This window comes from Nitrosomonas sp. Nm132 (assembly GCF_900100485.1).
Taxonomy (GTDB): domain Bacteria; phylum Pseudomonadota; class Gammaproteobacteria; order Burkholderiales; family Nitrosomonadaceae; genus Nitrosomonas.
Genome location: NZ_FNDH01000003.1, coordinates 15,642 through 40,473, shown reverse-complemented (window position 1 = coordinate 40,473; position 24,832 = coordinate 15,642). Strand labels below are relative to the sequence as shown.

Annotated in this window: 23 protein-coding genes; 19 read left to right on the top strand and 4 right to left on the bottom strand. The window is 47.6% G+C overall.

Features of this window, described 5'->3' with window-relative positions; all coding sequences use genetic code 11:
- Positions 1 to 102: 102 nt before the first annotated feature.
- The 4 genes from BLP80_RS15525 (at position 103) to BLP80_RS01895 (ending at position 2,010) form a co-directional block, all read left to right on the top strand.
- Positions 103 to 252, top strand: a complete 150-nt coding sequence (locus BLP80_RS15525) for a hypothetical protein (RefSeq protein WP_176754232.1) — start codon at positions 103 to 105, stop codon at positions 250 to 252.
- A 233-nt stretch (positions 253 to 485) separates the two neighbouring features.
- Entirely contained in the window at positions 486 to 917 is a 432-nt protein-coding gene (locus BLP80_RS01905) for a hypothetical protein (protein ID WP_090539609.1), read from the top strand.
- A 425-nt stretch (positions 918 to 1,342) separates the two neighbouring features.
- Positions 1,343 to 1,618 carry an AbrB/MazE/SpoVT family DNA-binding domain-containing protein gene (locus tag BLP80_RS01900; RefSeq protein ID WP_090539607.1) on the top strand — a complete coding sequence of 92 codons (276 nt, stop codon included), beginning with the start codon at positions 1,343 to 1,345 and terminating at the stop codon, positions 1,616 to 1,618.
- Entirely contained in the window at positions 1,615 to 2,010 is a 396-nt protein-coding gene (locus BLP80_RS01895) for a type II toxin-antitoxin system VapC family toxin (protein WP_090539606.1), read from the top strand. Before BLP80_RS01900 ends, BLP80_RS01895 begins: the two co-directional genes overlap by 4 nt.
- Before the next feature lie 59 nt (positions 2,011 to 2,069).
- On the opposite strand, the gene BLP80_RS01890 is transcribed toward BLP80_RS01895, so the two are convergent.
- On the bottom strand, positions 2,070 to 4,937 hold the full coding sequence (locus BLP80_RS01890; protein ID WP_090539604.1) for an aconitate hydratase: 2,868 nt from the start codon (positions 4,935 to 4,937) through the stop codon (positions 2,070 to 2,072).
- A gap of 201 nt (positions 4,938 to 5,138) precedes the next feature.
- Between BLP80_RS01890 and BLP80_RS01885 the strand changes: the two genes are divergently transcribed.
- Positions 5,139 to 6,044, top strand: a complete 906-nt coding sequence (locus BLP80_RS01885) for a D-hexose-6-phosphate mutarotase (protein WP_090539603.1) — start codon at positions 5,139 to 5,141, stop codon at positions 6,042 to 6,044.
- 169 nt (positions 6,045 to 6,213) lie between these two features.
- A complete protein-coding gene (gene rnk, locus BLP80_RS01880; protein ID WP_090539601.1) occupies positions 6,214 to 6,627 on the top strand; it encodes a nucleoside diphosphate kinase regulator in 414 nt (137 codons plus the stop codon).
- Between the two features lie 136 nt (positions 6,628 to 6,763).
- Here the strand turns inward: rnk and ampD are convergent, their stop codons facing one another.
- The gene (gene ampD / locus BLP80_RS01875) at positions 6,764 to 7,366 is read right to left on the bottom strand and encodes a 1,6-anhydro-N-acetylmuramyl-L-alanine amidase AmpD (RefSeq protein ID WP_176754241.1); all 603 of its coding nucleotides are present in this window, start codon (positions 7,364 to 7,366) and stop codon (positions 6,764 to 6,766) included.
- Between the two features lie 108 nt (positions 7,367 to 7,474).
- On the opposite strand from ampD, the gene tmk reads away from it, so the two are divergent.
- The 6 genes from tmk (at position 7,475) to dapE (ending at position 14,047) form a co-directional block, all read left to right on the top strand.
- Entirely contained in the window at positions 7,475 to 8,098 is a 624-nt protein-coding gene (gene tmk / locus BLP80_RS01870) for a dTMP kinase (protein WP_090539597.1), read from the top strand.
- Positions 8,095 to 9,177, top strand: coding sequence for a DNA polymerase III subunit delta' (gene holB / locus BLP80_RS01865; protein WP_256324912.1), 1,083 nt, complete (start codon positions 8,095 to 8,097; stop codon positions 9,175 to 9,177). The genes tmk and holB overlap by 4 nt, the downstream gene beginning before the upstream one ends.
- 152 nt (positions 9,178 to 9,329) lie before the next feature.
- Positions 9,330 to 10,586, top strand: a complete 1,257-nt coding sequence (locus BLP80_RS01860; RefSeq protein WP_090539593.1) for an MFS transporter — start codon at positions 9,330 to 9,332, stop codon at positions 10,584 to 10,586.
- A gap of 307 nt (positions 10,587 to 10,893) precedes the next feature.
- Positions 10,894 to 12,039: an MlaE family ABC transporter permease gene (locus BLP80_RS01855; protein ID WP_090539591.1), complete on the top strand. Its 1,146-nt coding sequence runs from the start codon at positions 10,894 to 10,896 to the stop codon at positions 12,037 to 12,039.
- Positions 12,039 to 12,821, top strand: a complete 783-nt coding sequence (locus tag BLP80_RS01850) for an ABC transporter ATP-binding protein (RefSeq protein ID WP_090539589.1) — start codon at positions 12,039 to 12,041, stop codon at positions 12,819 to 12,821. The genes BLP80_RS01855 and BLP80_RS01850 overlap by 1 nt, the downstream gene beginning before the upstream one ends.
- 92 nt (positions 12,822 to 12,913) lie before the next feature.
- Positions 12,914 to 14,047: a succinyl-diaminopimelate desuccinylase gene (gene dapE / locus BLP80_RS01845; RefSeq protein ID WP_090539587.1), complete on the top strand. Its 1,134-nt coding sequence runs from the start codon at positions 12,914 to 12,916 to the stop codon at positions 14,045 to 14,047.
- Positions 14,048 to 14,196: 149 nt separating this feature from the next.
- Here dapE and hemH read toward each other — a convergent pair whose 3' ends face one another.
- Both hemH and hrcA read right to left on the bottom strand, forming a co-directional pair.
- A complete protein-coding gene (gene hemH, locus BLP80_RS01840; RefSeq protein ID WP_176754240.1) occupies positions 14,197 to 15,282 on the bottom strand; it encodes a ferrochelatase in 1,086 nt (361 codons plus the stop codon).
- 46 nt (positions 15,283 to 15,328) lie between these two features.
- Entirely contained in the window at positions 15,329 to 16,351 is a 1,023-nt protein-coding gene (hrcA, locus tag BLP80_RS01835) for a heat-inducible transcriptional repressor HrcA (RefSeq protein WP_090539584.1), read from the bottom strand.
- 210 nt (positions 16,352 to 16,561) lie between these two features.
- On the opposite strand from hrcA, the gene BLP80_RS01830 reads away from it, so the two are divergent.
- The 7 genes from BLP80_RS01830 to BLP80_RS01800 all read left to right on the top strand — a co-directional run bounded on the left by BLP80_RS01830 (position 16,562) and on the right by BLP80_RS01800 (position 24,720).
- Entirely contained in the window at positions 16,562 to 17,446 is an 885-nt protein-coding gene (locus BLP80_RS01830) for an NAD kinase (protein ID WP_090539780.1), read from the top strand.
- A gap of 9 nt (positions 17,447 to 17,455) precedes the next feature.
- A complete protein-coding gene (gene recN / locus BLP80_RS01825; RefSeq protein WP_090539582.1) occupies positions 17,456 to 19,126 on the top strand; it encodes a DNA repair protein RecN in 1,671 nt (556 codons plus the stop codon).
- 530 nt (positions 19,127 to 19,656) lie between these two features.
- Positions 19,657 to 20,418: a hypothetical protein gene (locus BLP80_RS01820; RefSeq protein ID WP_090539580.1), complete on the top strand. Its 762-nt coding sequence runs from the start codon at positions 19,657 to 19,659 to the stop codon at positions 20,416 to 20,418.
- Positions 20,419 to 20,622: 204 nt separating this feature from the next.
- A complete protein-coding gene (locus BLP80_RS01815) occupies positions 20,623 to 21,102 on the top strand; it encodes a hypothetical protein (protein ID WP_256324911.1) in 480 nt (159 codons plus the stop codon).
- A gap of 57 nt (positions 21,103 to 21,159) precedes the next feature.
- Entirely contained in the window at positions 21,160 to 21,675 is a 516-nt protein-coding gene (locus BLP80_RS01810; protein WP_090539578.1) for a TlpA family protein disulfide reductase, read from the top strand.
- 52 nt (positions 21,676 to 21,727) lie between these two features.
- Positions 21,728 to 21,955 (top strand): DUF4266 domain-containing protein, encoded by a 228-nt coding sequence (locus tag BLP80_RS01805; RefSeq protein WP_090539576.1) that lies wholly within the window; start codon positions 21,728 to 21,730, stop codon positions 21,953 to 21,955.
- Positions 21,956 to 21,975: 20 nt separating this feature from the next.
- Positions 21,976 to 24,720: a DUF3570 domain-containing protein gene (locus tag BLP80_RS01800; protein WP_090539574.1), complete on the top strand. Its 2,745-nt coding sequence runs from the start codon at positions 21,976 to 21,978 to the stop codon at positions 24,718 to 24,720.
- Positions 24,721 to 24,832: the final 112 nt, after the last annotated feature.

Genomic DNA, 24,832 nt, shown 5'->3' with positions numbered 1-24,832 from the left:
CTTCGGATCACGGCATGCCGCGCTTGTCCAATTGTGGTTTTTAAGACTAATATTTTACAACTCGCTATACTGCATCAGGGAAATTGTTAAAAGGAGCGATTTATGAAAGTTGAAGTGACGGTTGAGTTGGACATCAATCTATCTAAAGCCAGTATTGAAGACATCAGAAAATTATTGGAAGAAATGCTGAATCCTACAAAATTCGATGCTTTGGAAGCGATCGCCATTAGAGATATAAAAATAGGGATATAGCCCGAATATTTCATAAATTGGCATGTGCCCTCACTTGTCTTATTGATTAATAAGAAAGATTTTGCTCAGTCGGGTGTATGAATCACTACACCCCTCCTTCTCAAAACTTCCCTATTAATCAAAATCCTGCGTGATCATCACGCGAATTTATGAGATATTCGGGATAGTTAGGTTAACAACCCCAATTCACCAAGTTTGTCATTTTTTTTGGGCCACCTCGTTGGCTGCACCTCATGGATGAAGTACTTGAAATAATTCAGCAATGGATTCCAATCCATATCCTTATCGGTATCACTATAGCTTCTATTATTGGCTTGATTGCTTCCGTGATTACCATCCCAATCATTCTGATCCGCTTACCGGCAGATTATTTTGACACACGCATTCCACGCTACTGGATGAAAGGCCAACATCCCGTGTTGCGGGCAATCGGGTTAATCATCAAGAGTTTTGTTGGCATCGTGTTTCTTTCGGCTGGTTTTGTTATGCTTTTTTTACCAGGACAGGGTTTGCTAACTATGCTGATTGGAATTTCTCTTATGGATTTTCCTGGGAAGCGTGTCTTGGAAGCCAGAATAGTTGGTCAGCCCAGTATACTGAAGGCGATTAATGCCATGCGCCACAAATTTAATAAACCACCGCTGATTCTTGCGCCTGATCTCTAGCCCGAATATTTCATAAATTAGTACGTGCCCTCACTTGCCTTTTGATTAATAAGAAAGGTTTTGCTCAGTCGGGTGTATGAATCACTACACCCCTCCTTCTCAAAACCTTTCTTATTAATCAAAATCCTGCGTGATCATCACGCGAATTTATGAAATATTCGGGCTAGCGGCAACCAAAATGGAATAATCCTGAGAACCGCAATTTTACTGGAGTGGTCGTTTCCAATCCAGATTATGCGAAATAGTGTGCTGCAACAAGTCGGGAAGCAGAAGGCCGGCTAAGCCGGGTGCTTGGTATAGCGCGCGCCATCCAACGCCTTGCAAAAGGATGCAAGCAGGATTCTTAAAGATTAATTAGAGTACTTGCGCTGCCAATCAAATCGTTCAATAATGAATCTTACTATTTGTCTTACTGGAGGAGCGTCATGACGGTTGCTACGATTACACTATCAAGAGAGGGACAGATTGTGATACCCAAAGAAATTCGGGATAAATTGCATTGGGGAGCTGGGCAGGAGCTCATTATCGATATGACTGAATCCGGTGTGTTACTGAGATCCAAACCGGCAGAAAGAAAGCTTCGCCTGGAAGATCTGCGTGGTTTTATGAAATATGATGGCCCTCCCGTTTCGACTGAAAAACTTTGTCGGCCAGTTGAGTACGCAGGGGATTGGGATGACCCGGAGCAACCTAACCGATGATTGCCTTCGATACCAATATGCTGGTGCGGCTGGTTGTCGATGACTATCCAGCTCAAGCCGAAATTGTCGAGAATCTGCTTAAAACGCGTCATGCCTGGATTTCGCGGACCGTGTTGCTCGAAACCGAGTGGGTGTTGCGTTGCGTCTATAAGTTTTCGCGCGAACGGATTTACGATTTTTTCCAATTGCTGTTACAAACCGAAAATACCGAAGTAGAAAATTCGCTCGCTATAGTGCGTGCCCTGGATTGGTATCAAAACGGTACCGATTTTGCTGATGCACTTCACTTGGCGGTATGCGGTTCCATCATCATGCATACTTTCGACCGAGGGTTTTGCAAGGCGGCACGTGAGGCAGGGATTCCGCCCGAAGTACACGTTTGGAAAGGATGATGTCAAACGTGTAAATTCGTATCAAATGGACTGCTGGTCAGCAGCCCATTTGAATTTTCCTAGCTGTTCATCAATTGCCTGAGCACGTAAGGCAGGATGCCGCCATGCCGATAATAATCGACTTCGATCGCGGTATCGATGCGGCAGAGCAACGGGATTTCGCGGTGACTGCCATCCCTGCCATGAATGACTAGCGTGACCTCTTGCTGAGGTTGAATGGTGTCGATGCCAAGAATGTCGAATTGCTCATCGCCTGCGATACCGAGGGATTGAGCGTTATCACTGCCTTTGAACTGCAAGGGCAAGACGCCCATACCGACCAGATTGCTGCGGTGAATGCGTTCGTAGCTTTCGGCAATGACAGCTTTGACGCCTAGTAATTGGGTCCCCTTGGCTGCCCAGTCGCGGCTTGATCCAGTGCCGTATTCCTTGCCAGCAAATACAACGGTAGGTACATTTTGTGCGATATAGCCCATGGCGGCATCGTATATCGTCATCTGCTCACCCTCTGCGGCATCGTGGCTGCGGAACAACGTTACCCCGCCTTCACTGCCTGGAATCATCAGGTTCTTAATGCGTACGTTGGCAAAGGTGCCGCGCATCATGACATGATGGTTACCGCGGCGGGAGCCATAGCTGTTGAAGTCAGCCTTGCTGACGTCATTGGCGAGCAGATATTTGCCTGCGGGAGCCGTTTCCTTGATCGAGCCGGCTGGGCTGATATGATCGGTCGTGACGGAATCGCCGAAAATCGCTAATGTACGTGCGCCACAGATGCCGCCAGGCTTATTGACAGGCGCCGGCTGCAAGGAAAAATCCTGGAAAAAAGGTGGCTCGGCGATGTAGGTGGAATCCGGCCAGTTATACAGTTTGCCGGTGACTGAGGTGATATTGTTCCAGAGCGGATGATCTTGGGTGAAATCGCTATAGAGCCGCCGGAACGTGTCGGCCTGGGTGGCAAATTTCATCAAAGATTCGATTTCTGCGCTGCTTGGCCAGATATCGCGCAGCCAGACAGGTTGATTGTTCTTACCCAAACCCAGCGGTTCGGTATCGAGATTTTTCAGCACGGTGCCTGCGATGGCATAAGCTACCACCAGCGGTGGGGAAGCCAGGAAGTTGGCACGGATATTGGCATGTATCCTTGCTTCAAAATTCCGGTTGCCGGAGAGGACGGCTGAGCAAACGAGATCTTCCTTGACGACGCTTTCTTCGATGATCTCTGGCAGAGGGCCCGAGTTGCCGATACAGGTGGTGCAGCCATAACCCGCCAGGCTGAAGCCCAGTTGCTCCAGATAAGGCAGTAAGCCGGCAGCAGTGAGATATTCTGTAACCACGCGTGAGCCCGGCGCAAGTGAGGTCTTGATATGGCGTTTGACGCTCAAACCTTTTTCGACCGCTTTTTTAGCCAGTAGTCCGGCAGCGATCAATACCGTGGGATTGGACGTGTTGGTGCAGGAAGTGATCGCAGCGATCAAGACATCGCCATGATGCAGCTCAACCGGTTTGTTCAACCCAGTAGGCTCCTCAGCGGGCTCAATTTTGACAGTATTCTGAGTGGGACGATTGTTGACCAGTTCAGTCACATTTCGGTCAGAACCTGGGGGCAGAGTGGCTTCATCCTGATTGATCGGGCTGGTGACACACACATCGCTACTCGAGCTACTGACATCGCGTGTGGTATAAGCGCGTGCCAGATCTTCCGCCCGCTTGCCATAGCCATTTTCTGTCACGGGTTTACTGAAGAGCTCAGTAAAGGTTGATTTGAGATCACCGATCGCGATACGGTCCTGCGGGCGTTTCGGTCCAGCCAGTGAAGGCATGATCGAATTCAAATCCAATTGCAGCTCCTGGCTGTAATCGATGTCTCCCTTGCGCGGCATGCCATACAGTCCTTGCGCCTTGAAATACGCTTCGAATGTATTGATTTCTTCAGTTGTACGACCGGTATTTCTGAAGTATTGGAGGGTGGCGTCATCGACTGGGAAAAAGCCCATGGTGGCGCCATATTCAGGTGCCATGTTGGCGATGGTGGCGCGATCAGGCAGGCTCAGCGACGCAGCGCCTTCACCGAAGAATTCCACGAATTTGCCGACTACTTTCGCTTTGCGCAGCATTTCGGTAATAGTCAAGACCAGATCGGTGGCGGTCACCCCTTCACGCAATTGACCGGTCAGGTTGACACCCACTACATCGGGAGTAAGGAAATAAACCGGCTGCCCCAGCATGCCGGCTTCCGCTTCAATGCCACCCACGCCCCAGCCCACGACGCCGATGCTGTTGATCATGGTAGTGTGGGAATCGGTGCCCACCAGCGTATCGGGATAAATTAAGCCATTTTTCTGATGCACGCCGCGCGCCAGGTATTCCAGATTAACCTGATGCACGATGCCGATGCCGGGAGGGACAACCTTGAAGGTATCGAATGCCTGCATGCCCCATTTGATGAACTGGTAACGCTCCTTATTGCGGAGAAACTCCATTTCCATATTACGTGCCAGCGCATCTTTATCGCCATAGTAATCGACTTGAACGGAGTGATCGACTACTAGATCGACCGGTACCAGCGGCTCGATGCGTTTGGGATCTTTGCCCAGCTTTTCCGCAGCACTGCGCATCGCCGCGAGATCAACCAGTAGCGGCACACCAGTGAAATCCTGCAATACGATGCGTGCGACCACGAATGGAATTTCATGAGTGCGTGCAGCATTCGGTTGCCAGCCAGCCAGTTGCGTGACATGTAACCGGGTAATTTTTTTATCGTCGCAATTGCGCAGCACCGATTCCAGGACGATGCGTATGGAGACCGGGAGTCGTGAAATCTTGCCGAGACCGGCTTCTTCCAGTGCTGACAAGGAATAGAACTGGGTAGTTTGGCCATCAGGGAGTTGCAGCGTTTTCAGTGAATTAAATAGCGTGTGGGTCATGGTGGCTCCTTATACGATAACGATAGGGTGGGCCTGCATAAGTGGTTACAATGTAGTTGCAGCAGCACATGGTTGCATTGCACCTTGCACTGTTTCCCCTTCACTTACTTATTCAGAGTTTCCCTAGCATTGAATGGTTATGATTTATTTTGATTTAAGTTTATCATTCCAACCTTATCGCGACAAAAAATAAGGTAAAAAATGAGGATTGAACAATTAAATAGGGATCACGGGATTGCTGGTCAGGTTGAGTTTATCGAAGGGCAGGGTGGTTTTCCATTTATTCGCGTCAATAATGCCAAAGCCAATGCGCTGATTTCGGTTTACGCGGGACAAGTGCTTTCTTTCCGGTCTGCCGGTAAAACGGATGATTTGATGTTCCTCAGCGAGAAAGCCTATTATCAGGCAGGCAAGGCGATCAAAGGAGGGGTGCCGATCTGCTGGCCATGGTTTGGTCCTGATCCCGAAGGAAAAGGTCGTCCGGCCCATGGTTTTGTGCGTAACCGGATGTGGGATGTCATCGAAACGAGTGTGGCTGCCAATGGCGATGCCGAGGTGGTATTAGGATTGACGGATACGCCAGAGACGCAGACAATCTGGCCACATGCTTTTGCCCTAGTACTGAAAATTACTGTGGGTGAAGCATTAAATCTGGAACTTGTGACTCGGAACATGGGTAGCGAAGCGTTCTCAATTACGCAAGCCTTCCATACCTATTTTAGCGTGGGCGATATTCATCAAACCCGTGTGTCGGGACTGGAAGGCAGGCAATATATCGACAAGGTTGAGGGGGGGCAGCAAAAAACGCAGTCAGGCGCTGTGACCATCAGCTCGGAAGTGGATCGCATTTACCTGGATGTATTAAATGATATCCTAATTCATGATGCCGCCATGAAACGTCAGATTCGAATCGCTTCTCAAGGCAGTGAAACGGCAGTTGTGTGGAATCCATGGGCGAAAATCTCGGCAGAAATGGGCGATTTGCAAGATGATGATTATTTGCGCCTGCTGTGTGTTGAAACCGCCAATGCTGCAACGGATATCATCACCATTCAGCCAGGTAGTGAGTTCAAATTGGTTGCCAATTATCGTGCTGAGAGTCTGTGAAAACGAAGTTCCGGCAAAACGAAGTTTTGATAAAACGGCGTTTTACCAGTAGATCTGCTACATGTTTTGATAGGTACGTTGCGCGGGATCCGCGCTTCACCTGTTTTCTTGTTAGATCTTCTTTCATTGTTGGGGTAACCTGTATTAATCAAAATTCAAGAGAGTGAAAATGAAAACCAGACCAAAAATTATAATTTCAACGCTCGATGCGGAAAGATTGGATAGCCTTGTTGAATCATTGCCCAGCAATGCTTTTCCGGGAAGGGATGAATTAGAGACTGAACTGATGCGGGCCGAAGTGGTCGATCCTCAGGATGTTCCACCTACTGTGGTGACCATGAATTCTACCGTAAAATTTAAGGTTGAATCTTCGTCCGAAGAATTCGAATTAACATTGGTCTATCCCAAAGATATTGACGCGAGCGGAAGCAAGATTTCCATCCTTGCACCTGTCGGCAGCGCACTGCTTGGTCTTTCTCAAGGAGACGAAATTGAGTGGCCAAAACCAGGCGGTGGAGTATTACGCGTTCGCATAGTGGAAGTGACCTATCAGCCCGAGCGTTCTGGCGAATACCACCGTTAAACAGCTCATTGGAAATCAATGAGAAGTTTAATCATAGCGTCCACTTAGACGCTCAGCTTATGAGCACTGTGTTGAGTGCCAGTTACACAGAATAATCAGTGGCTTCGCCAGAATTTTGTTTTATCCAGGCTTCGTTTTATCGAAACTTCGTTTTCACGGGCTCTGAGTAATTGTCAGGATGAGAGGCTGGTTCTGAGGTTAAGCAGGAAAGTCCTTGCCGGTAGCGCTCCCAATCAAAATAAGGACCTGGATCAGTTTTACGTGCGGGTGCAATATCGGCATGTCCTGCGATATCGGTAATGGGGTAGGTTTTGAGCAAAGCCGAAGTAAGTGCGATGAGCCTGTCGTACTGAATGGGTTCAAAGGACAGGAAGTCACTTCCTTCGAGTTCAATCCCGATGGAGAAATCATTGCAGCGATCCTTGCCTTGCCAGCATGAGACACCAGCATGCCAGGCACGCAGTGTGCACGGGACAAACTGAATAATTTCTCCATCGCGGCGAATAAAAAAGTGGCTGGAAACTTTGAGATCACGCAACGACTGGTAATAGGAGTGCGCTTCCGGATCAAGCTGGTTGGTGAATAGCTCAATCACGCCATTTCCGCCGAATTCATCCGGCGGCAGGCTGATGTTGTGTATCACCAGCAGGCTGATGGCGCATTCAGGTGGACGCTCATCACAGTTGGGTGAAGGAATGAAACGTGCCTTCTCAAGATGGCCGGCAGTATTGATTTGCATACGCTGTTTTTTTATTCTGCTCATGAGATTTAAGATATTGGGCAGCTATAATAGTGCAAAGCTGATTCAGTTGTGTTTTATTCATGGGCGATAGATAAGCAGACACGCATGCAACAGGGAAAATTCATTACGTTAGAAGGCATTGATGGTGCGGGTAAAAGCACTCATCTTATCTGGTTGGAAGATTTTCTACGTCGGAAGAGAATTAATAACGTGATGACGCGTGAGCCGGGCGGTACTCCTTTGGGAGAGCAACTGCGTACCTTGCTGCTGGATCAACGTCAGATCATGCATGCAGAAACGGAAGCATTGATGATGTTTGCAGCACGGCGGGAGCATCTGGATAAAGTGATTTTGCCGTCGCTCACCAGAGGAGACTGGGTTATTTCAGATCGCTTTGCCGATGCGAGCTTTGCTTACCAGGGCGGAGGCAGAGGCGTTTCATTTGATAAACTGCAAATACTGGAACAATGGGTACAAGGTTCATTCCAACCTGACCTGACGCTGTATTTCGATGTCCCCATAGAAACAGCCAGGCAGCGTGTGCAATCGGTTAAAACAGCCGATCGTTTCGAGCAAGAGCAGGATGAATTTTTTCGCCGGGTGCGTGAAGCTTATTTACAGCGGGCGCAGCAATTCCCCGAAAGAATCCGGTTGATCGATGCCAGCCGGCCGCTCCAGGATGTGACAAGCGCACTGGAAGGTATCATCCAGGAAACATTATTTAATTGAGCACGATAGCGCCTCAGCGAATGAACGAACTCTATCCCTGGCAACATACCATCTGGCAGCAAGTCAGAGGTACGGTTGCTTTGAAAACACATGCGCTGCTGCTGAAGGGCAGAAAGGGGATAGGCAAACTGGATTTTGCGCGTAACCTTGCCAAGTCTTTATTATGTGAACGGGTGACGGCAGAACAGGCTGCATGTGGGATGTGTGCAAGCTGCAAGTGGTTCGAGCAGGGGACGCATCCGAATTTCAACCTGATGACGCCGGAAGTATTCGCTGAATCATCTGGCGAAGCTGCATCTGAGAGCAGTGGTACGGACAAGCAGGATGCAGATACCGTTAAGACCCGGAAAAAACCCAGTCAACACATTACCATCGAGCAAGTGCGGGCGCTGAACGATTTCGTCTATCTTTCCGGTCACCAGGATGGATTCAAGGTGGTTCTGATTCATCCGGCAGAAGCCATGAATATTCCAGCGGCTAACGCATTATTAAAAAAACTGGAAGAGCCCCCATCCCGTATCCTGTTCATGCTGGTGGCGCATCGCTCGCAGGATCTCCTGCCAACGATTCGTAGCCGTTGCCAGCAAATCACCATGCCAGTGCCTGATGCGGCTTCTGTACGCAACTGGCTGACGCAGCAGGAAGTCAAGCATCCCGATATCTGCATGGCTTTGGCAGGCTCGTCACCCTTGCAGGCAGTAGCGTTTAGCCATGACGATTATTTTGCCCAGTATACCGATTTTATTCGGCAAATCAGCCAGCCAGCCAGCTTTGATCCTATTTCCCTGACCAACAAGCTATATAAGCTGGATGTGCCGGATATCGTCAGCTGGCTGCAAAAGTGGTGCTATGACCTGATGAGTTTTAGTACGACTGGAAAGATTCGTTACCATCCCCATCAGGAAATGGCGATAAAAAAACTGGTCGCGACCGCAGATCCCAAGTTGCTTGCCAGCTTCTGGCGAAATCTGATCACAACGCAGCAATTATCGCGACATCCTCTCAACGCCAGGCTGTTTCTGGAAGAAATGCTGCTTTCCTACATTAGGGTGATTGCACCAGAACGATATAAGGGTTGATCAGACTCGTATCGGTTAGAGTGGCAAGACATCGAGAGAATATTTAATTGAAACAATCTGATGCTATTTTTTCTGAGGTTATTTTATCCTGCCAAAAGGAACCACTTCAGAGCAACCCTTATCAAAGGTAACACTTCACAAAAGTAACGCCTATGAAAAATATTGCTCCCTCAAGTCAGGAATCCCTCAATAATCCTTATGTAAATCATCTTATTTTTCTCTTTGGTGTCGTTTACTTTGCCCAAGGCATTGCTCAGTCAGGAGGCTTGATATATCAGCCTTTAAACTATTATCTCAAGGAAGTCATGCACTTAAACGAGGTAGGTGCTACCAACTATCTGGCCTTTTTAACTATTCCCTGGATTATTAAACCTGTTTATGGCTTAGTTAGCGATTTAATTTCCTTGTTTGGATATCGTCGTAAGTCTTGGTTGTTAGTTGTAAATATACTCACCAGCTCTGGTTATTTTTGGTTAGCAGAAATATCAAACGGTGACTCATTGATCATGGCTCTTCTCCTAACTGCCATAGGAACGGCAGCCTCAGATGTCATTATCGATGCCTTAATGGTCGAGAATGGCCGGAAATTCAATATGATTAGCCAATTTCAGGCAGTACAGTGGTTTTGGTTTTATGTTGCTCAAATAGTTACTTCATTAGTGGGGGGATGGTTAGCGGGCATGGCTGACCCTGGTACCGGTTTGCGCACAGCGGCCATTATTGCCATGATAGCCCCGGCAGCAATAGCGCTTCTTAGTTGGTTAGTCGTAAAAGAAAAAAAGACCGCAATGGAACTGGCTTCATTGATAGTCACAGTAAAGGGGTTACGTGAAGCTTTTCGAAGTCGTTTACTCTGGGCTGCTATGCTATTTCTAATCTTTTGGAATTTTAGCCCAAGTTTTGGCATCCCAATCTATTACCATATGACCGACACGCTCAATTTTTCTCAATCGTTCATTGGTGAGCTTGGGGCTATAGGCTCATTCGGTTCAATTGTTGGCGCCTGGCTTTATGGCAAATACGTCAGCAATCGCGAACTCCATTTTCAACTGGTCTTCAGCATTATTGCAGGCGCTATTAGCACCTTTTCCTACCTGAGTGTGATCAATCCAGCTCCTTATAGTGACGAACTGTTTATTGTATTGTCATTTTTCTTTGGCATTACGAGCATGATTGCTCTTCTTGCTATCCTTACGCTTGCCGGCAAAGCCTGCCCTAAAAGAGCAGAAGGCTTTACTTTTGCGGTACTGATGTCGCTAACTAATGGCTTTGCTCAGTTGTCAGCGATAGCAGGTTCGTGGATGTTGATTAACTGGTTTGAAGGATACTTACCCCCATTGATTATTCTTTCCGGTGCGGCTACGCTATTTTGCTTCTTCCTTCTTCCCGATCTTAAGGGATTGAGATAGATCATCAGTTTGCCGTGGGACTATACTCATCACCCTTCAAAATTCAGTTTTTATCATCCCTCATCCGGCCTTCTTCCAGCGGGAGAGGGTATAGCTGCCGAATTTTGAAGGGCGATGAGTATAATACGCTCGTATCCAATGACAAGCTCTTGTCGATGACACGTTGCTGATTGGGGCCTCAAACAGTTATCTCAGGGGCTTATCTCTTCGGGGTAGTCTATAATGACTTGCTGTGCTCTAATACTTCTTGCAAAGGCTATCTTTGTTTCAGAGCGATGTTTCACAAATATTATTGTAAAAAGTAATTATGCTACCCAGTAATCTTAATGATAATTCGTCACCTTGGTATCAAGTGATCGTCGAAGGCGAGGTACCTTGCATCAAACTTACAGGTAGTTATACGCTGGCAGCATTAGATCAGCAGTTACGGAAAGTGGGCGCTAAGCTCGCTTGTTTTGCGGCGCAACCCGATCTCCACTGGGATTTGACCGGCATTCAGCAGATGGATCTTGCGGGTGCAGTATTAATCTGGCGAGCCTGGGGGATGCGTCGCCCGGTACATTTGTTGGTAAAATCCAAGCAGGATGGATTTTTTATTCATCTGGAGAAAGCCTCTCCTGCCCCTAAACCTGTACGCCGTGACATCCTTTGGCCTATTCTGACGCTCGGAAGGCGTTTCTTTTTATTTTGGGATCATTTGTTTGGTTTGATTATGTTATTTGGTCAGGTATTACTGAACATTTTCTATCTCATCAAACATCCCAAACAGATTCCTTTGCGGGAGATTTCCGCAAACCTATTCAGAACCGGGGCACAGGCACTGGGTATTACTGCAGTTGTAGGTTTTCTGATTGGTATCGTTTTAAGTTATCTTTCTTCTGAGCAACTTCATACCTTTGGTGCGGATGTTTTTATCGTCAATATTCTGGGGATGAGCATCATTCGCGAGTTGGGTCCAATGCTGGCTGGGATACTGGTGGCAGGGCGCTCTGGTTCCTCGATGACAGCTCAGCTTGGCGTCATGCGTGTCACTGAAGAACTGGATGCGCTGACTGTCATGGGTATTCCTCACAGTTTACGTTTAGTGTTGCCTAAAATGATTGCATTAGGCATCGCCATGCCGCTCGTGGTGCTCTGGACCAGCGCGATTGCGCTGCTGGGAGGGATTCTGGCGGCTGATGTGCAAATAGGGTTAAATTATCAATATGCGTTAAGCAGCTTGCCCGATGCCGTTCCAGTTGAGAATTTATGGATAGGGTTGGGTAAGGGAGCTGTCTGCGGCATGACCATCGCCCTGATCGCTTGTCATTTTGGCTTGCGCGTTAAACCTAATACTGAAAGCCTTGGAGAGGGTACGACCAATTCCGTTGTGACATCCATTACTGCGGTTATTCTTATCGATGCGATTTTTGCAGTGGTTTTCTCGAATGTAGGACTTAAGATGGCAAGATAATGATTAGCGACGATCGTATTATAGAGATAGAAGGCCTATATACACGCTTTGATAGTCATGTTATCCATGAAAACATTAACTTAAGCGTCTATAAGGGAGAAGTGCTGGCATTGGTGGGGGGGTCGGGCAGTGGTAAAACAACCTTGCTGCGCCAGATGTTAGGTTTGGAGACACCGGCACAAGGTAATGTGAAAATGTTTGGCTACACAAGATATGATTGTGATCTTGATTTGTTGAGAAGTTTGCGTAATCGCTCAGGGGTTTTGTTTCAGCAAGGCGCACTTTTTAGTGCGCTCACTGTATTTGACAATATTGCATTGCCGATGCGCGAGCTACATTGCCTGGATGAAGAGATGATTCGCGATATGGTAATGTTAAAACTTGATATGGTTGATGTGGGGGTGCAGCATGCCAACAAAATGCCTGCAGAACTTTCTGGGGGCATGATCAAGCGCGTTGCATTAGCGCGGGCGCTTGCGCTGGATCCCGAGCTGCTGTTCCTGGACGAGCCTACCGCTGGACTGGATCCAGCGCTGAGCGAAAGTTTTGTCAAACTTATCCAGGCGTTACGTAAGGAATTTACGCTAACGATCGTTATGGTCACTCATGACCTGGATACGTTGGCTGCTATATCTACACGGATCGCTGTCTTAGCCGATCGGCGCCTCGTTGCATTAGGTAAGTTACCCGATATCATCAAAATTGATCACCCTTTTATCAAGGACTTCTTTCTCGGCGAACGTGGCCAAAATGCCTTACAGAGCCTGCTGGCTGGCCCTTAAAATAGGTTCAGCAAAATGCGTATGAACCAGCCAGATTGATTGATTGCGCGTCTTTTTAAATTCTATAAATCATCCATTCAAGGAAAATTTTCATGTCTGCTGACACATTGACACTTGCACAAATGCTGATTGCCCGTCGCTCACTCACGCCGGCTGACGATGATTGCCAAAAAATATTGATCAGCCGACTCAAAGAGATAGGATTTAACATTGAAAGCATGCGCCATGGCAAAGTAGACAATTTATGGGCACGACGAGGCGCCACTCAACCAGTTATCTGCTTTGCCGGTCATACTGATGTGGTGCCAACTGGCCCACTCACACAATGGGATAGCGATCCGTTTACCCCTACGGTGCGGGACAATAAGCTTTACGGGCGCGGGGCAGCCGATATGAAAACTTCCCTGGCTGCGTTTATTACCGCCATAGAGCGTTTCGTCCACACCTATCCCGATCATAAAGGCTCAATTGCATTGCTGATCACTTCGGATGAAGAAGGGGTTGCCGTGGAGGGTACCGTTAAAGTGGTCGAGGCGCTGAAAGCGCGCGGAGAACTGATCGACTATTGCATTGTCGGTGAACCAACTTGCACTGATAAGCTGGGTGACACCATCAAGAACGGACGGCGTGGTTCGCTATCGGGGAATTTAATCATCAAAGGAATACAAGGACATATTGCCTATCCGCACCTTGCCAGAAATCCTATTCATCTTGCTGCGCCTGCTATCGCTGAATTGGCGCAAACCGAATGGGATCAAGGTAACGAGTATTTTCCGCCAACAACCTGGCATATTTCCAATATCCAGGGAGGTACGGGCGCTACCAACGTTATTCCAGGTGAAGTCAATCTGTTATTTAATTTCCGCTTTTCAACCGCAAGCACGGTTGAATCACTCAAGCAGCGGTTTCATGAAATTCTCGATCGGCATGGCTTGGATTATGATCTGATATGGGAGCTTTCCGGCAAACCTTATCTCACTCCCAAGGGTGAATTAGCTGACGCGCTCAGCGCAGCGATTAAAAGTGTAACGGCGATTGAGCCCGAGCTTTCCACTACTGGCGGTACTTCCGATGGCCGTTTTATCGCCGATATTTGCTCCCAAGTGGTCGAGTTCGGTCCGCGCAATGCCACTATTCACAAACTCAACGAATACGTGGAAATAGCGGATATAGAGCGATTATCGGAGATTTACCGGTTAACTTTGGAGCAGTTGTTAAAAAAATAATAGCACTGATTAGCACGCTTCAAAACTCGGGCTATGCCTTCTTCCGCTGGGAGCAGGTCGGATGAGGGATGATAAAAACCGAATTTTGAAGTGTGATGAGTATAGATGATAGAAGGAGGCAATCGGCTATTCTGCTTATCAGCAGCGGATTATTCAATCGCGCCCATTTCAAGCGCTAGTTTTTGGGATTGCTCCGCTTCTTCTTCGGAGGGCTCTAAACCTAACCATCCCTGCAGGTGGGAGTAGGTCATATCGCTCAATGCTTTGATCCAGTCTTGATGCTCATTGAGGCATGGAATGAAATGAAATTCCTGTCCACCCGCTTCGATGAAAGTTTTTTTTCCTTCAATGGCGATTTCTTCCAAGGTCTCAAGGCAATCTGAAACAAAACCAGGGCAAACAACATCCACTCGCTGTGTTTTGAGTTTGCCCAATTCCTTCAGGACCACCGTGGTATAAGGTGTCAGCCATTTCGCGTTGCCAAAACGTGACTGAAAACACACTTGATATTGCTCTGCATCCAGCTCTAGCGCCTCCGCCAGTAGTCTGCCGGTTTTCTGGCATTCGCAGTGATAAGGATCGCCCTTGTCGAGCGTTTTGCGCGGTACCCCGTGAAAACTGATGATGAGTTTGTCAGGCTTGCCATGCACGGCCCAATAATCGCGGACATTTTGTGTCATTGCGGCAATATAGCCTGGATCAGCATGAAAATGCTTAACCGTGCGAATAGCAGGAATATTGCGCATCTTTTTCAATTCCGAGAAAAGACTATCCATCGCTGAGCCACTGCTACTAGCAGCATATTGAGGAAAAAGCGGAAATGCCAGAATATGGTCACAGCCGCGCTCTTTCATGCGTCGTACTATATCTGCAATAGAGGGATTGCCAATAATCATGGCATATTCAACAATAGGAGCGGGCTTAATGCGATCTTCCAAGGCGCGCGCCAGTAATTTGGCTTGGCGTTCAGTATGGACTCTTAACGGAGAGCCCTCTGGCATCCAGATTTGTGCGTATTTTTCAGCTGATTTTCTGGGGCGCGTGTTAAGGATGATGCCATTCAAGATAAACCACCAGATCCAGCGCGGCGCTTCTATGACCCGTGGATCGCTGAGAAACTGCTTCAGATAAGACCTCAGTGCTTTTGCAGTAGGCGCATCAGGTGTTCCCAGATTAATCAGCAACACACCGATTTTATTCAGAGTTCCGTGTTGATAGGCGGGTTCAGGTAACATGGGCATAGTACTATATCTGCTTAAACATATGGATATGAATGGTTAATCAATTTCGCGACAATCCACTCGTAAGAAGCCTGGCTGTAATGTCCACGATCGGAATCACACGCTCATAAGCCATGCGCCTCGGGCCAATGACGCCGACAGTGCCTACCACTTCTCCTTCAATTTCATAAGGGGCTGTCACCACACTCACTTCATCCAATGCGGCGACATCCGATTCTCCGCCAATGAAAATTTTCACACCATGCGCCTGGCGGCTCAATTCCATTAGCTTTAATAATTTGGTCTTACGTTCAAATAATTCAAATAATTTTTTTAAATTAACCAGATTGTCAGAGAGATCCTTAACATCAAGAAGTTTATGTTCTCCTGCCAGCACGACGGCTTCACTGCTTTCCCGGATGACATCACTGCTAAGCTCGATCGCTGTATTCATGAGGCTCGTCATGTCATGACGCAATTGTTTCAATTCTACTTGCAGACGGCCGCGAATTTCTTCCAGTGTACAGCCTGCATAATGTTGATTGAGAAAATTGCCCGCCTCGATCAAATCTGACTGACTGTAAGTTACATCAGTGAAAATGATCCGGTTCTGCACATCGCCTTCCGGCGTCACCATAATAAGCAGAATGCGCTTTTCAGACAAAGCCATAAACTCTATATAACGAAATACGGCGCCGCCTGATCGTTTAGGCGTAATGACGACTCCTGCAAATTGCGTCAATTCGGAGAGCAGTTGCGAAGCAACATTGATGAGCCGTGACGGATTATCGGGATGCATCTGGTGTTCCAGGTGAGACACTTCTTTACTATCCAGAGATTGAACTATCAACAAGCTATCGACAAAAAAGCGGTAACCCAGTGCAGTCGGTATTCTTCCGGCTGAGGTATGGGGGCTCGTGACATAACCCATTTCCTCAAGATCAACCATGACATTGCGGATCGTGGCGGGGCTGAGATCCAGCCTGGAGAATTTAGAAAGTAAACGCGATCCCACCGGCTCACCCTCATGGATATACCGTTCAACCAGTGTCTTCAGCAAGATTTTTGCACGTTCGTTAAGCATCTGTTTATTCTACACGATTCAGCCTTACTGGCGAGTATGTTCTGGGGTAAAAATTCTGCTTATTTTAATCTGGGAGAGAAATGGTTTTACCGATCTTTTCATATTTTTCTAAAGATTGTTTTAACAATATTTTTACCTTTCAGATATGCTGCGTTAATATTCATAAGTTTTCCAAAGATAATTGGATATCTCAAATATAGATTGGTTTTAATGGGCGCATTTTTCAACAAAATTGCATTGATCGGTAAGCATAAAAATCCAGATATTCTGACTCCATTATTGAGTCTGGCGCAGTATCTGGCCAGTCGTAATTTCGAAGTGGCGCTTGACCAGTTGACTGCATCGCATATCGGAAAGATTGACTATCCCGTGCTGACACTAGAAGAAATTGGTGCGCAGGCTGACCTTGCCGTGGTGTTGGGAGGAGATGGCACCATGCTGAATATTGCACGAATTCTTGCGCCATTTAATGTGCCTCTGGTTGGAGTCAATCAAGGACGGCTCGGTTTTCTGACCGATTTGACGGTTGATACCATGGTGGAAACGCTTGGCGCCATGCTGGATGGACACTTTGTAATGGAAAAACGGACACTGCTGTCTGCGGAAGTATTACGGAATGAGGTGAGTGTGTTCAGGGCGTTAGCATTTAACGATGTGGTCGTTCACCGGGGTATCAGTACCGGTATGATTGAGTTTGAGGTGCGCATCAATGATGAATATGTCTACACTTTACGCTCTGATGGCTTGATTGTGGCCACGCCTACAGGCTCAACAGCCTATGCACTTTCTTCAGGAGGGCCGATTTTACATCCTGGCCTTGATTTGATTGAACTGGTTCCAGTATGTCCTCATACCTTGAGCAATCGTCCTATCGTGGTTGAGCCGGATGCACTCATCGAAATCAAAGTGCTGAATACGACTGAAACGAAAATTTATGCGGATAGTCATTCCTGGTTTGATTTGGGAGGGCATGACAAAATTATCGTGCGGCGTTTTTCCGAGACAGTCAAGTTGTTGCATGCAGTCAATCATAGTTATTATCGCATGCTACGGGAGAAGCTGGGTTGGAGTGAAATTCCTCAGAAAAATTACTAATTGACTGGCATGCTGGTTCATTTGACCATTCGTGATTTTGTGATTGTTGACTGGGCTGAATTAACGTTCAAGCCGGGTTTTACCGTCTTGACCGGTGAAACGGGTGCAGGAAAATCGATTCTGATTGACGCATTGATGCTCGTATTGGGAGAGCGTGGTGAGGTAGGTCAGATACGTCATGGCTGTGAGCGCGCAGAAATCATTGCCGAGTTTGATATCAATCCTATTCCTGGTATGCAGGATTGGTTGCGAGAAAAGGATCTGCAAGCTGATCCCGGCATTTGCTTACTTCGCCGCATCTTGGATGTTAATGGGCGTTCACGAAGCTATATCAATGGCTGTTCCGTCACTTTGCAGCAACTTCGTGCCGCCGGTGAACAGCTCGTCGATATTCATGGACAGCATGCGCACCAGTCTTTGTTACGGGGTGAAATGCAGCGTGATTTGCTGGATGGCTATGCAGGCAACAGCGAGTTAGCCAAGGCGGTGGCAACAGCTTATCAGCATTGGCAGCAATTACATCAGCAACGTTTGGCGTGGGAACAGGATGCAGCTCACTTCTTACAGGAGCGCGAACAACTGGAATGGCAACTTCAGGAGCTTTCTGCACTGAATTTCTCACTTGAAGCGTGGCAAACCTTACAAGCTGATTATAGTCGCTTGTCTCATACGGCAAATTTGCTGGAAGCCGCCGAATCAAGCCTGGAAATATTGTCAGAGAGTGAATCAGCTACGCTGGGGCAACTTCATGCTGTGCTCGCTCGCTTGCGTCATTTGCTTGATTATGACAGTCATCTCAAGTCTCCTTATGATTTATTAGAAACTACCCAGGTTCAGTTGCAGGAGGCAGTCTATGAATTGAAGCACTATCAGCAGAGTCTGGATCTGGATCCGCAAAGCCTGCATATCGCCGAAGAGAGGATGGCCGCCATCCACACTCTGGCTAGAAAATATCATGTTCCTCCAGAAGAGATACCTGATTTATTGCAGCGAACCATGCAACGCTTGCAGGAGCTTGGAGGAAATGCCGACGGAAGCAGTCTTGCCGCAGCAGTGTCATCGGCACAGACAACCTACGACGAGCTTGCCAATACACTGAGCATCGCGCGACGAAAAGCGGCTGAAACGCTGGCATGTCAGGTTACTAGAGCGATGCAAACGCTGGCCATGTCAGGGGGCTGTTTTGATATCGTGCTGACGCCATTTAACCACGGCAATGCCCATGGGCGCGAGCAAATCGAATTTCAGGTTTCAACCCATGGGGGGCTGCCCCCACGTCCACTGGCAAAAATTGCCTCCGGGGGGGAATTGTCACGTATCAGTCTTGCGATACAGGTGATTACCAGTCAGGTAGGCACTGCACCCACCCTGATATTTGATGAAGTGGATGCAGGAATTGGGGGGCGGGTCGCTGAAATTGTCGGCAAACTCCTCAAGCAGTTAGGTAAAACGCGCCAAGTGCTCTGTATTACCCATTTGCCCCAGGTTGCCTCGATGGGCGATCAGCATTGGCAGGTGTTTAAAACAGCCGAACCCGCTGCTGACAAAGCGGTATTGAGTTCTATCCACTCACTGAATGAGCAGGAACGGGTCGAGGAAATCGCGCGTATGTTGGGAGGGGTGAATATTACTGCCACGACGCGCAAGCATGCCGCCGAAATGCTGCAGAAAAATAAGTGAGATTGATGCCTCCCTCCCGGGGCTATAGCATTACCGTATAAAAAATTCCGCCCCAATCAAATTTAGTCTGTAAATGCTCCTTCGTGAAATCATGAGTGTAAGCAATGCCGCTGGCACTTCTTTATTAACCCGAATTTATGAAATATTCGGGTTAACCATAATTTTTTTAATCAGTGAGACATTGCAAGTGCGGCAAATTGTCGCACATTGATTCATTCGCTTTCCTGGCTGAATGATGGTTAATGAATATATCTATTTATTAATCAATGCAATGCGAAGTGAGCGTAAGCGCATCCAAAACAGAAAGAGTGAGGTGCGACAATTTGCCGCATTGTTATTTGCTTGAGTAGACCAGATAATGATTTCCGACTACCCATTCATTTATTTTGAAAAAGAAGATGGGGGTCGCAGGCACATTACATTCATCTTTGTTAGTAAATTAATCTCGGGCAAGTGGAATGGGTCTTTTGGGCGGTTGCCGTGAATAAATCACGTATTCATCATTTTTAGAGATTAGACAGGGAGCTATTATGAAAAAAAATAAAATCAGAACACTAACGCTGGCTTTAGCGGCAGCCATGCTGGCAGGCATAGGGCAGAGTGCGCTGGCACATACCCGCTTGGAAACAGCAACACTCAATGAAGGAATTAGAATACTCAATAATGTTACCATTGGTCATGGCTGCGGTGAAAAAGCAATTATTGGTACTTCAGTGGTTTTTCCAGATGGCACGGATTCTTCCATTACTGTCGGGGGTCAGCCTCATGGTGGTCCATTGACCGATTTTGTTTCAAACTGGGGACCTAACGTTCAGCCTCTCCAGACACGGGCGGTCTTTGATTTTGTGGATGAGAAACAGGGGCCGACAGGTAATGTCGTCGGATTCTGGTCTGGCGGTGGACCGGGCATGCCGGCTCACATGAACGCATTTGTTCCTTTTAGAGTCAGTGCGACGAATATCGAGCCGACTTCCTGTGCTAAAAGCGTCAAGTTCTTCGTTTCCATCGCAGATATTTGTGAGATTAGCGGGATTGATGCCTTGCGCAACGGCGGCGGGGAAGCAGGTGCAGTTGCCAATCTATGGACTCATAATAATCTGGGGACGCCCTATGATCGCGTGAGTACTACAGATGATGGGCCCGCTTCACTGACGATTACCCGCGACCTGACGAAGAATCCGCTGCCTGGGTCATGCGGTAGCGGTGTCGATGTCGAGGTAAGGCCCTCTGCGGCACAGATCATGCGTGATATGCCGATCAAGTTCAACGGTCAGCAAGTCTGGCCTGAATAAATAGGAGATAACGATTGCGAATGGGGTTATGGATCCTGTTCGCATCCTCGAAAAAACTAATGGTTTCTTCGAGCGTTGAAAGACGGTAAGCTTACGGATGGCAGCGCTGATGGACTGAGGAAAATCTAGAGCAGTTTGATAACATATCGTATCGATGGCATGCTGATGAATAAGTCTAATATACGAAAAGAGGAGGAAGAAAGTATGATTAAGCATCATCCATTTCTACAAAAATCCCTGGGAAAAATTTTATTGAGCGCAAGTATGATCGTTACGACCGGTTATGCAGCAATCTGTGGCGCGCATGGCGGAGGCGCCGTACTTGATCCTGCTGGCAACAAGGCAACATTTACTGCACTGGCGCGCGTAACTTGTTTTGATGAAAGCGGCGTTGGGCCAGCGGATTATCTTGCTGTCAAGATCAGAGATAATTCTCCCCCCGTACCCGGAATGTTTGTCAGCCTCCAGCTTCTTAAAGGCAGCAAAGCGATCAATATTACCGATACTACGCCGGGTGATGCGCATTTCAGCCCTGAGGTAACACTGCGTGGAGGGAATGGAACATATTTTATGATGGCGAACAAAACCATGGCTGGCGCCCGGAATTTTGAAGTCGAATGGCACTGCAAGACAGTCAATAATGAGCACACCGGGACAGATCTTTTCGTCGATCAATTCGAATAACCGCAGTTTTAATGATGAGCAGGTAGATGTCTTTTTAAAATAGGATATCTTTCTAAAATGATTAAGCAAGCCAATTTATTATTTGCAGCCAGCTTGATGTTTTGTCTTTCGGTGGTGTCACCTGTGCGGGCACACTTGGAAGGAAATACGCCGCCGCCGCATTGCCAGTTGTCTTTTTTAGATGGGAAATTGGCTGAAGGCTGGGAAGCGATGAAAGGCGAAGTGGTTTATGTGGATTTCTGGGCTTCCTGGTGCCCTCCTTGCGTCAAATCATTTCCCTTCATGAGTCAGCTCACGCATGAGTTTAAAGACAAGGGGCTGAAAGTGATCGCGATCAATTTGGATGAAAGCGTTGAAGACGCCAAAGAGTTTCTTGCCAAGCGTCCTGTCAATTTTCCGATCTTGATCGATGCCAGTAAACAATGCGCACAAGATTTCGGAGTGATTGCCATGCCATCCACTTATATTATCGACAAAAAAGGCTTTGTCCGGCATATCCATCGGGGTTTCCGCACTGGCGAGGCTGAAGAGTTACGTCGCTTGATTGAGCAGCTTCTGATAGAAGAGATATAGAGGCAGTTCATATTTTTGTGTCGCTGCAGAAAATTCCCGGTTTGACTTATTGATGAAAGTAACTCATTTTATTGTCATTTCCATCATCCTATTCAGTGGAGCAACCTTATCGGGCTGTGCTCAGATTGCTCCCTGGGAGCGCGGTAATCTTGCTAAATCGCATATGGCGCTAGACCCTAATCCCTTACAAAGCAGTATTCGGGGACACATCTATGGTAGTCGCGAGGCTGCTGCCAGTATCAATTCTGCAGGGGGTGGTGGCGGCTGCGGCTGTTTCTAAGCCATGCCCTGATAACAGGTTTGAACGCTCCACACTCAGCTGGTTTAGCACAGCATTCAGTCGATAATCCTGAATCTCGCGATTCGAAAGTTAGCCTGACCTCTAGCCGTAAAACAACGCTGCAAGCATTGACGTCCGCAGCGCTCGTTTTACCCGGTCTGTTACTATCGCCTGCACAGGGCGCAAGTCCCAGTAATGACAGCGTCAGCTTTCAATATAACCGGTATCAGGAAGGGAAGCGTAATCTCTACAATGTACACAGCAATCTTAAGCCCATTATGGTGGATGTTGTGCATGGGAGTGGCAATTTTACCTTTTATGATCGCGTAAAATTTTCATTCAGCTATACACAGGATACGTGGTCAGGTGCGACGCCCGTCACCACAGCGCCTCTGGTAGCCAATGGCAATCGGCCTATTCTGCAAGATTCACCTCAGGGAGTGATTACGGTTGGTGCGTCTCCTTTGGTCCAAACCCAGGTTCTACTGGATCAAAATCTGAATCCCCTCAGACTGATACCCGAGGGGGGGAAGGTAATCGATCCGCGCACTGTACTGATTCTTTCATCCGCATCGCCGGAAACACGTAATCAGGCAAATTTTAGATTGGGTTATGAATGGAATGAGGCGGCTGTCAATGCAGGCGGTGGATTTTCATTAGAAAATGATTATAAATCCAGCTATGGCAATATCAGCGGCCGTCTGGATTTTAATCAGAAGCTGACCAGCCTGAAATTCGGAGCAGGGTATACCAGCAGCGAGACATCCGCCATTCTCGATCCTGACCTTCTGCCTTATGTGACGCGCACTGCTTATGCAAATCAAATTGAGCGGCGCAGCGGTTCGGAAATCTTACGTGGCGATCGCCAGGATTGGACCGCCAATCTGGGATTGACACAGGTTCTTGGCAAAGGCTCGTTGATCGATACCAATATCGGTTATACCCATAGCAGTGGCTTCATGGAGAATCCGTACAAAGTCATGACGGTTATTTTTATTAACCCGGATACCCTTAACCCTGGTTCAAATTCTTCTATAACCGGTGATGCGCGCGCTCTATTGGAGCAGCGTCCGAATATACGCAATCAACTGGCTTTGAGCAGTAAATACGTACAGCATATCAGCCCAGTGGATGCCGCCTTACATTTGAATTATCAATTTTCATTCGATGATTGGGGGGTCAATGCGCATACCTTTGAAGCGGATTGGGTGCAACCACTGAGTCATGGATGGACCATTACGCCTCGAATTCGCTATTACTCGCAAGATTCAGCCGATTTCTATCAGCCGTATCTCATCTCCAACCAGGCATTTCGTAAAACGGCTATCGATGCCTCAGGGCGGCAAGTCTGGGTTGATGTGAATGATCCGAATCAACAATTTTTTCGTAACGGAAATGATAATTTTTTTGATGCCAACGGTAATCTGGTTGATGCCACTGAACTTAATCTGCGACCCCAGCTGGTATCATTTGATGCGGCCAAACTGCCTCAAAATTTTTCCAGTGATCATCGTTTATCCGGTTTTGGTTCATTGAGCGGGGGGGTGGTACTCAATAAGAGATTTACCAAGGGAGTTGAGCTAGAAGCGGCTTTTGAATATTACGCGCGCGCGAGCTCACTGAAGCTGGGCGGAAATGGTCAGAGCAGTTTTGCTGATTTTGATTTTTATGTGGCCAATGCCGCGATTAAAGTGGATATGGAAGCCATTAATTCCCGCATGAATAAAGAGACTGGGCACAACCATGCGAATCATGATCATGGTCCGCGGCATGCCCATGGTGCGCACTCTGTGCCAGCCGGCATCATGTTTGGCCATATGCTGGATAATCCAGGTGAACTGATGGTGGGGTATCGTTTCATGTATTCTCGCCAGGCGGGTGATATGTTGCGCGGTGCGCACCAGGCCAGCGATCTGTCGATTGTCAACGAAGGCTGTAGCGACATTACCTTGTGCCGGTTCACCCACACCGAGATGAACATGAAAATGCACATGCTCGATATCATGTATGCGCCTACTCGCTGGCTGAATCTAATGATCATGCCGCAATTCATGGATATGGACATGAATTTGCGTCAGTTGGAAGGACGTCCGCCACCCGTCCCGGGTGTTCATGAGCATACTGGCACCGGCGGGCATACAACTGGCGGGGTTGGCGATACCATATTGTCATCACTGATCAAGTTATATGAAATACCCGGGCATCGGCTGCATGCGGGCTTAGGTATCAGCGCGCCGACCGGAAAAGTAGATTTGAAAATGCGGCGAATGTTTCAGGTTGATGGAGGATTGTTTCATTTTGACATGCAATTAGGAAGTGGCACGTGGGATTTTTTACCTAACCTGACTTATGCCGGCACAAGCGATCGTTGGTATTGGGGAGCCCAGCTTTATGGTGTCAAGCGGATGGAACGCAGCAATGAATCAGGTTATCGGCTGGGTGACATTTTTCAGGCATCCACTTGGGGGGGATATCAATTGTCCAATTGGCTGGCAGCCTCGGTACGGGGAATTTATACTTTCCGTGATAGGATACATGGAGATTTCAATGAATTTAACGCGCGTATTGGCCCGATGGATTTTCCTGCCAATCATGGTGGCCAATATTGGGATATCGGCATTGGCGTGAATGCTTCCGTGCCTAGCGGCAAGTTTTCCGGTAATCATTTCGCTTTTGAATGGGTGCAACCGCTACGTGATGATGTCAATGGTTTTCAACTTGAACGTGAAGGTGCGCTCTCAGCTACTTGGCACTATAGCTTCTGACAGAAATCTCTGATCGGGAATACTCTGAATTGCTGAATTACCCGTCTTATCCAGGCTTATTCGTTGAAAGGCTTGGATGTTTATGATCGTATTGTTACGGGATTTGAACGAA

Excerpts from the sequence above, each read along its gene's own strand:
- BLP80_RS01820 (WP_090539580.1), top strand. The coding sequence starts at position 19,657 with ATGAAAAAAAATAAAATCAGAACACTAACGCTGGCTTTAGCGGCAGCC.
- tmk (WP_090539597.1), top strand. The coding sequence starts at position 7,475 with ATGCAACAGGGAAAATTCATTACGTTAGAAGGCATTGATGGTGCGGGT.
- BLP80_RS01895 (WP_090539606.1), top strand. The coding sequence starts at position 1,615 with ATGATTGCCTTCGATACCAATATGCTGGTGCGGCTGGTTGTCGATGAC.
- BLP80_RS01850 (WP_090539589.1), top strand. The coding sequence starts at position 12,039 with ATGATTAGCGACGATCGTATTATAGAGATAGAAGGCCTATATACACGC.
- BLP80_RS01830 (WP_090539780.1), top strand. The coding sequence starts at position 16,562 with ATGGGCGCATTTTTCAACAAAATTGCATTGATCGGTAAGCATAAAAAT.
- dapE (WP_090539587.1), top strand. The coding sequence starts at position 12,914 with ATGTCTGCTGACACATTGACACTTGCACAAATGCTGATTGCCCGTCGC.
- hrcA (WP_090539584.1), bottom strand. The coding sequence starts at position 16,351 with ATGCTTAACGAACGTGCAAAAATCTTGCTGAAGACACTGGTTGAACGG.
- BLP80_RS01805 (WP_090539576.1), top strand. The coding sequence starts at position 21,728 with ATGAAAGTAACTCATTTTATTGTCATTTCCATCATCCTATTCAGTGGA.
- BLP80_RS01855 (WP_090539591.1), top strand. The coding sequence starts at position 10,894 with ATGCTACCCAGTAATCTTAATGATAATTCGTCACCTTGGTATCAAGTG.
- BLP80_RS01815 (WP_256324911.1), top strand. The coding sequence starts at position 20,623 with ATGATTAAGCATCATCCATTTCTACAAAAATCCCTGGGAAAAATTTTA.
- recN (WP_090539582.1), top strand. The coding sequence starts at position 17,456 with ATGCTGGTTCATTTGACCATTCGTGATTTTGTGATTGTTGACTGGGCT.
- BLP80_RS01890 (WP_090539604.1), bottom strand. The coding sequence starts at position 4,937 with ATGACCCACACGCTATTTAATTCACTGAAAACGCTGCAACTCCCTGAT.
- BLP80_RS01905 (WP_090539609.1), top strand. The coding sequence starts at position 486 with ATGGATGAAGTACTTGAAATAATTCAGCAATGGATTCCAATCCATATC.
- BLP80_RS01860 (WP_090539593.1), top strand. The coding sequence starts at position 9,330 with ATGAAAAATATTGCTCCCTCAAGTCAGGAATCCCTCAATAATCCTTAT.
- rnk (WP_090539601.1), top strand. The coding sequence starts at position 6,214 with ATGAAAACCAGACCAAAAATTATAATTTCAACGCTCGATGCGGAAAGA.
- BLP80_RS01810 (WP_090539578.1), top strand. The coding sequence starts at position 21,160 with ATGATTAAGCAAGCCAATTTATTATTTGCAGCCAGCTTGATGTTTTGT.
- ampD (WP_176754241.1), bottom strand. The coding sequence starts at position 7,366 with ATGCAAATCAATACTGCCGGCCATCTTGAGAAGGCACGTTTCATTCCT.
- BLP80_RS01900 (WP_090539607.1), top strand. The coding sequence starts at position 1,343 with ATGACGGTTGCTACGATTACACTATCAAGAGAGGGACAGATTGTGATA.
- BLP80_RS01885 (WP_090539603.1), top strand. The coding sequence starts at position 5,139 with ATGAGGATTGAACAATTAAATAGGGATCACGGGATTGCTGGTCAGGTT.
- BLP80_RS15525 (WP_176754232.1), top strand. The coding sequence starts at position 103 with ATGAAAGTTGAAGTGACGGTTGAGTTGGACATCAATCTATCTAAAGCC.
- hemH (WP_176754240.1), bottom strand. The coding sequence starts at position 15,282 with ATGTTACCTGAACCCGCCTATCAACACGGAACTCTGAATAAAATCGGT.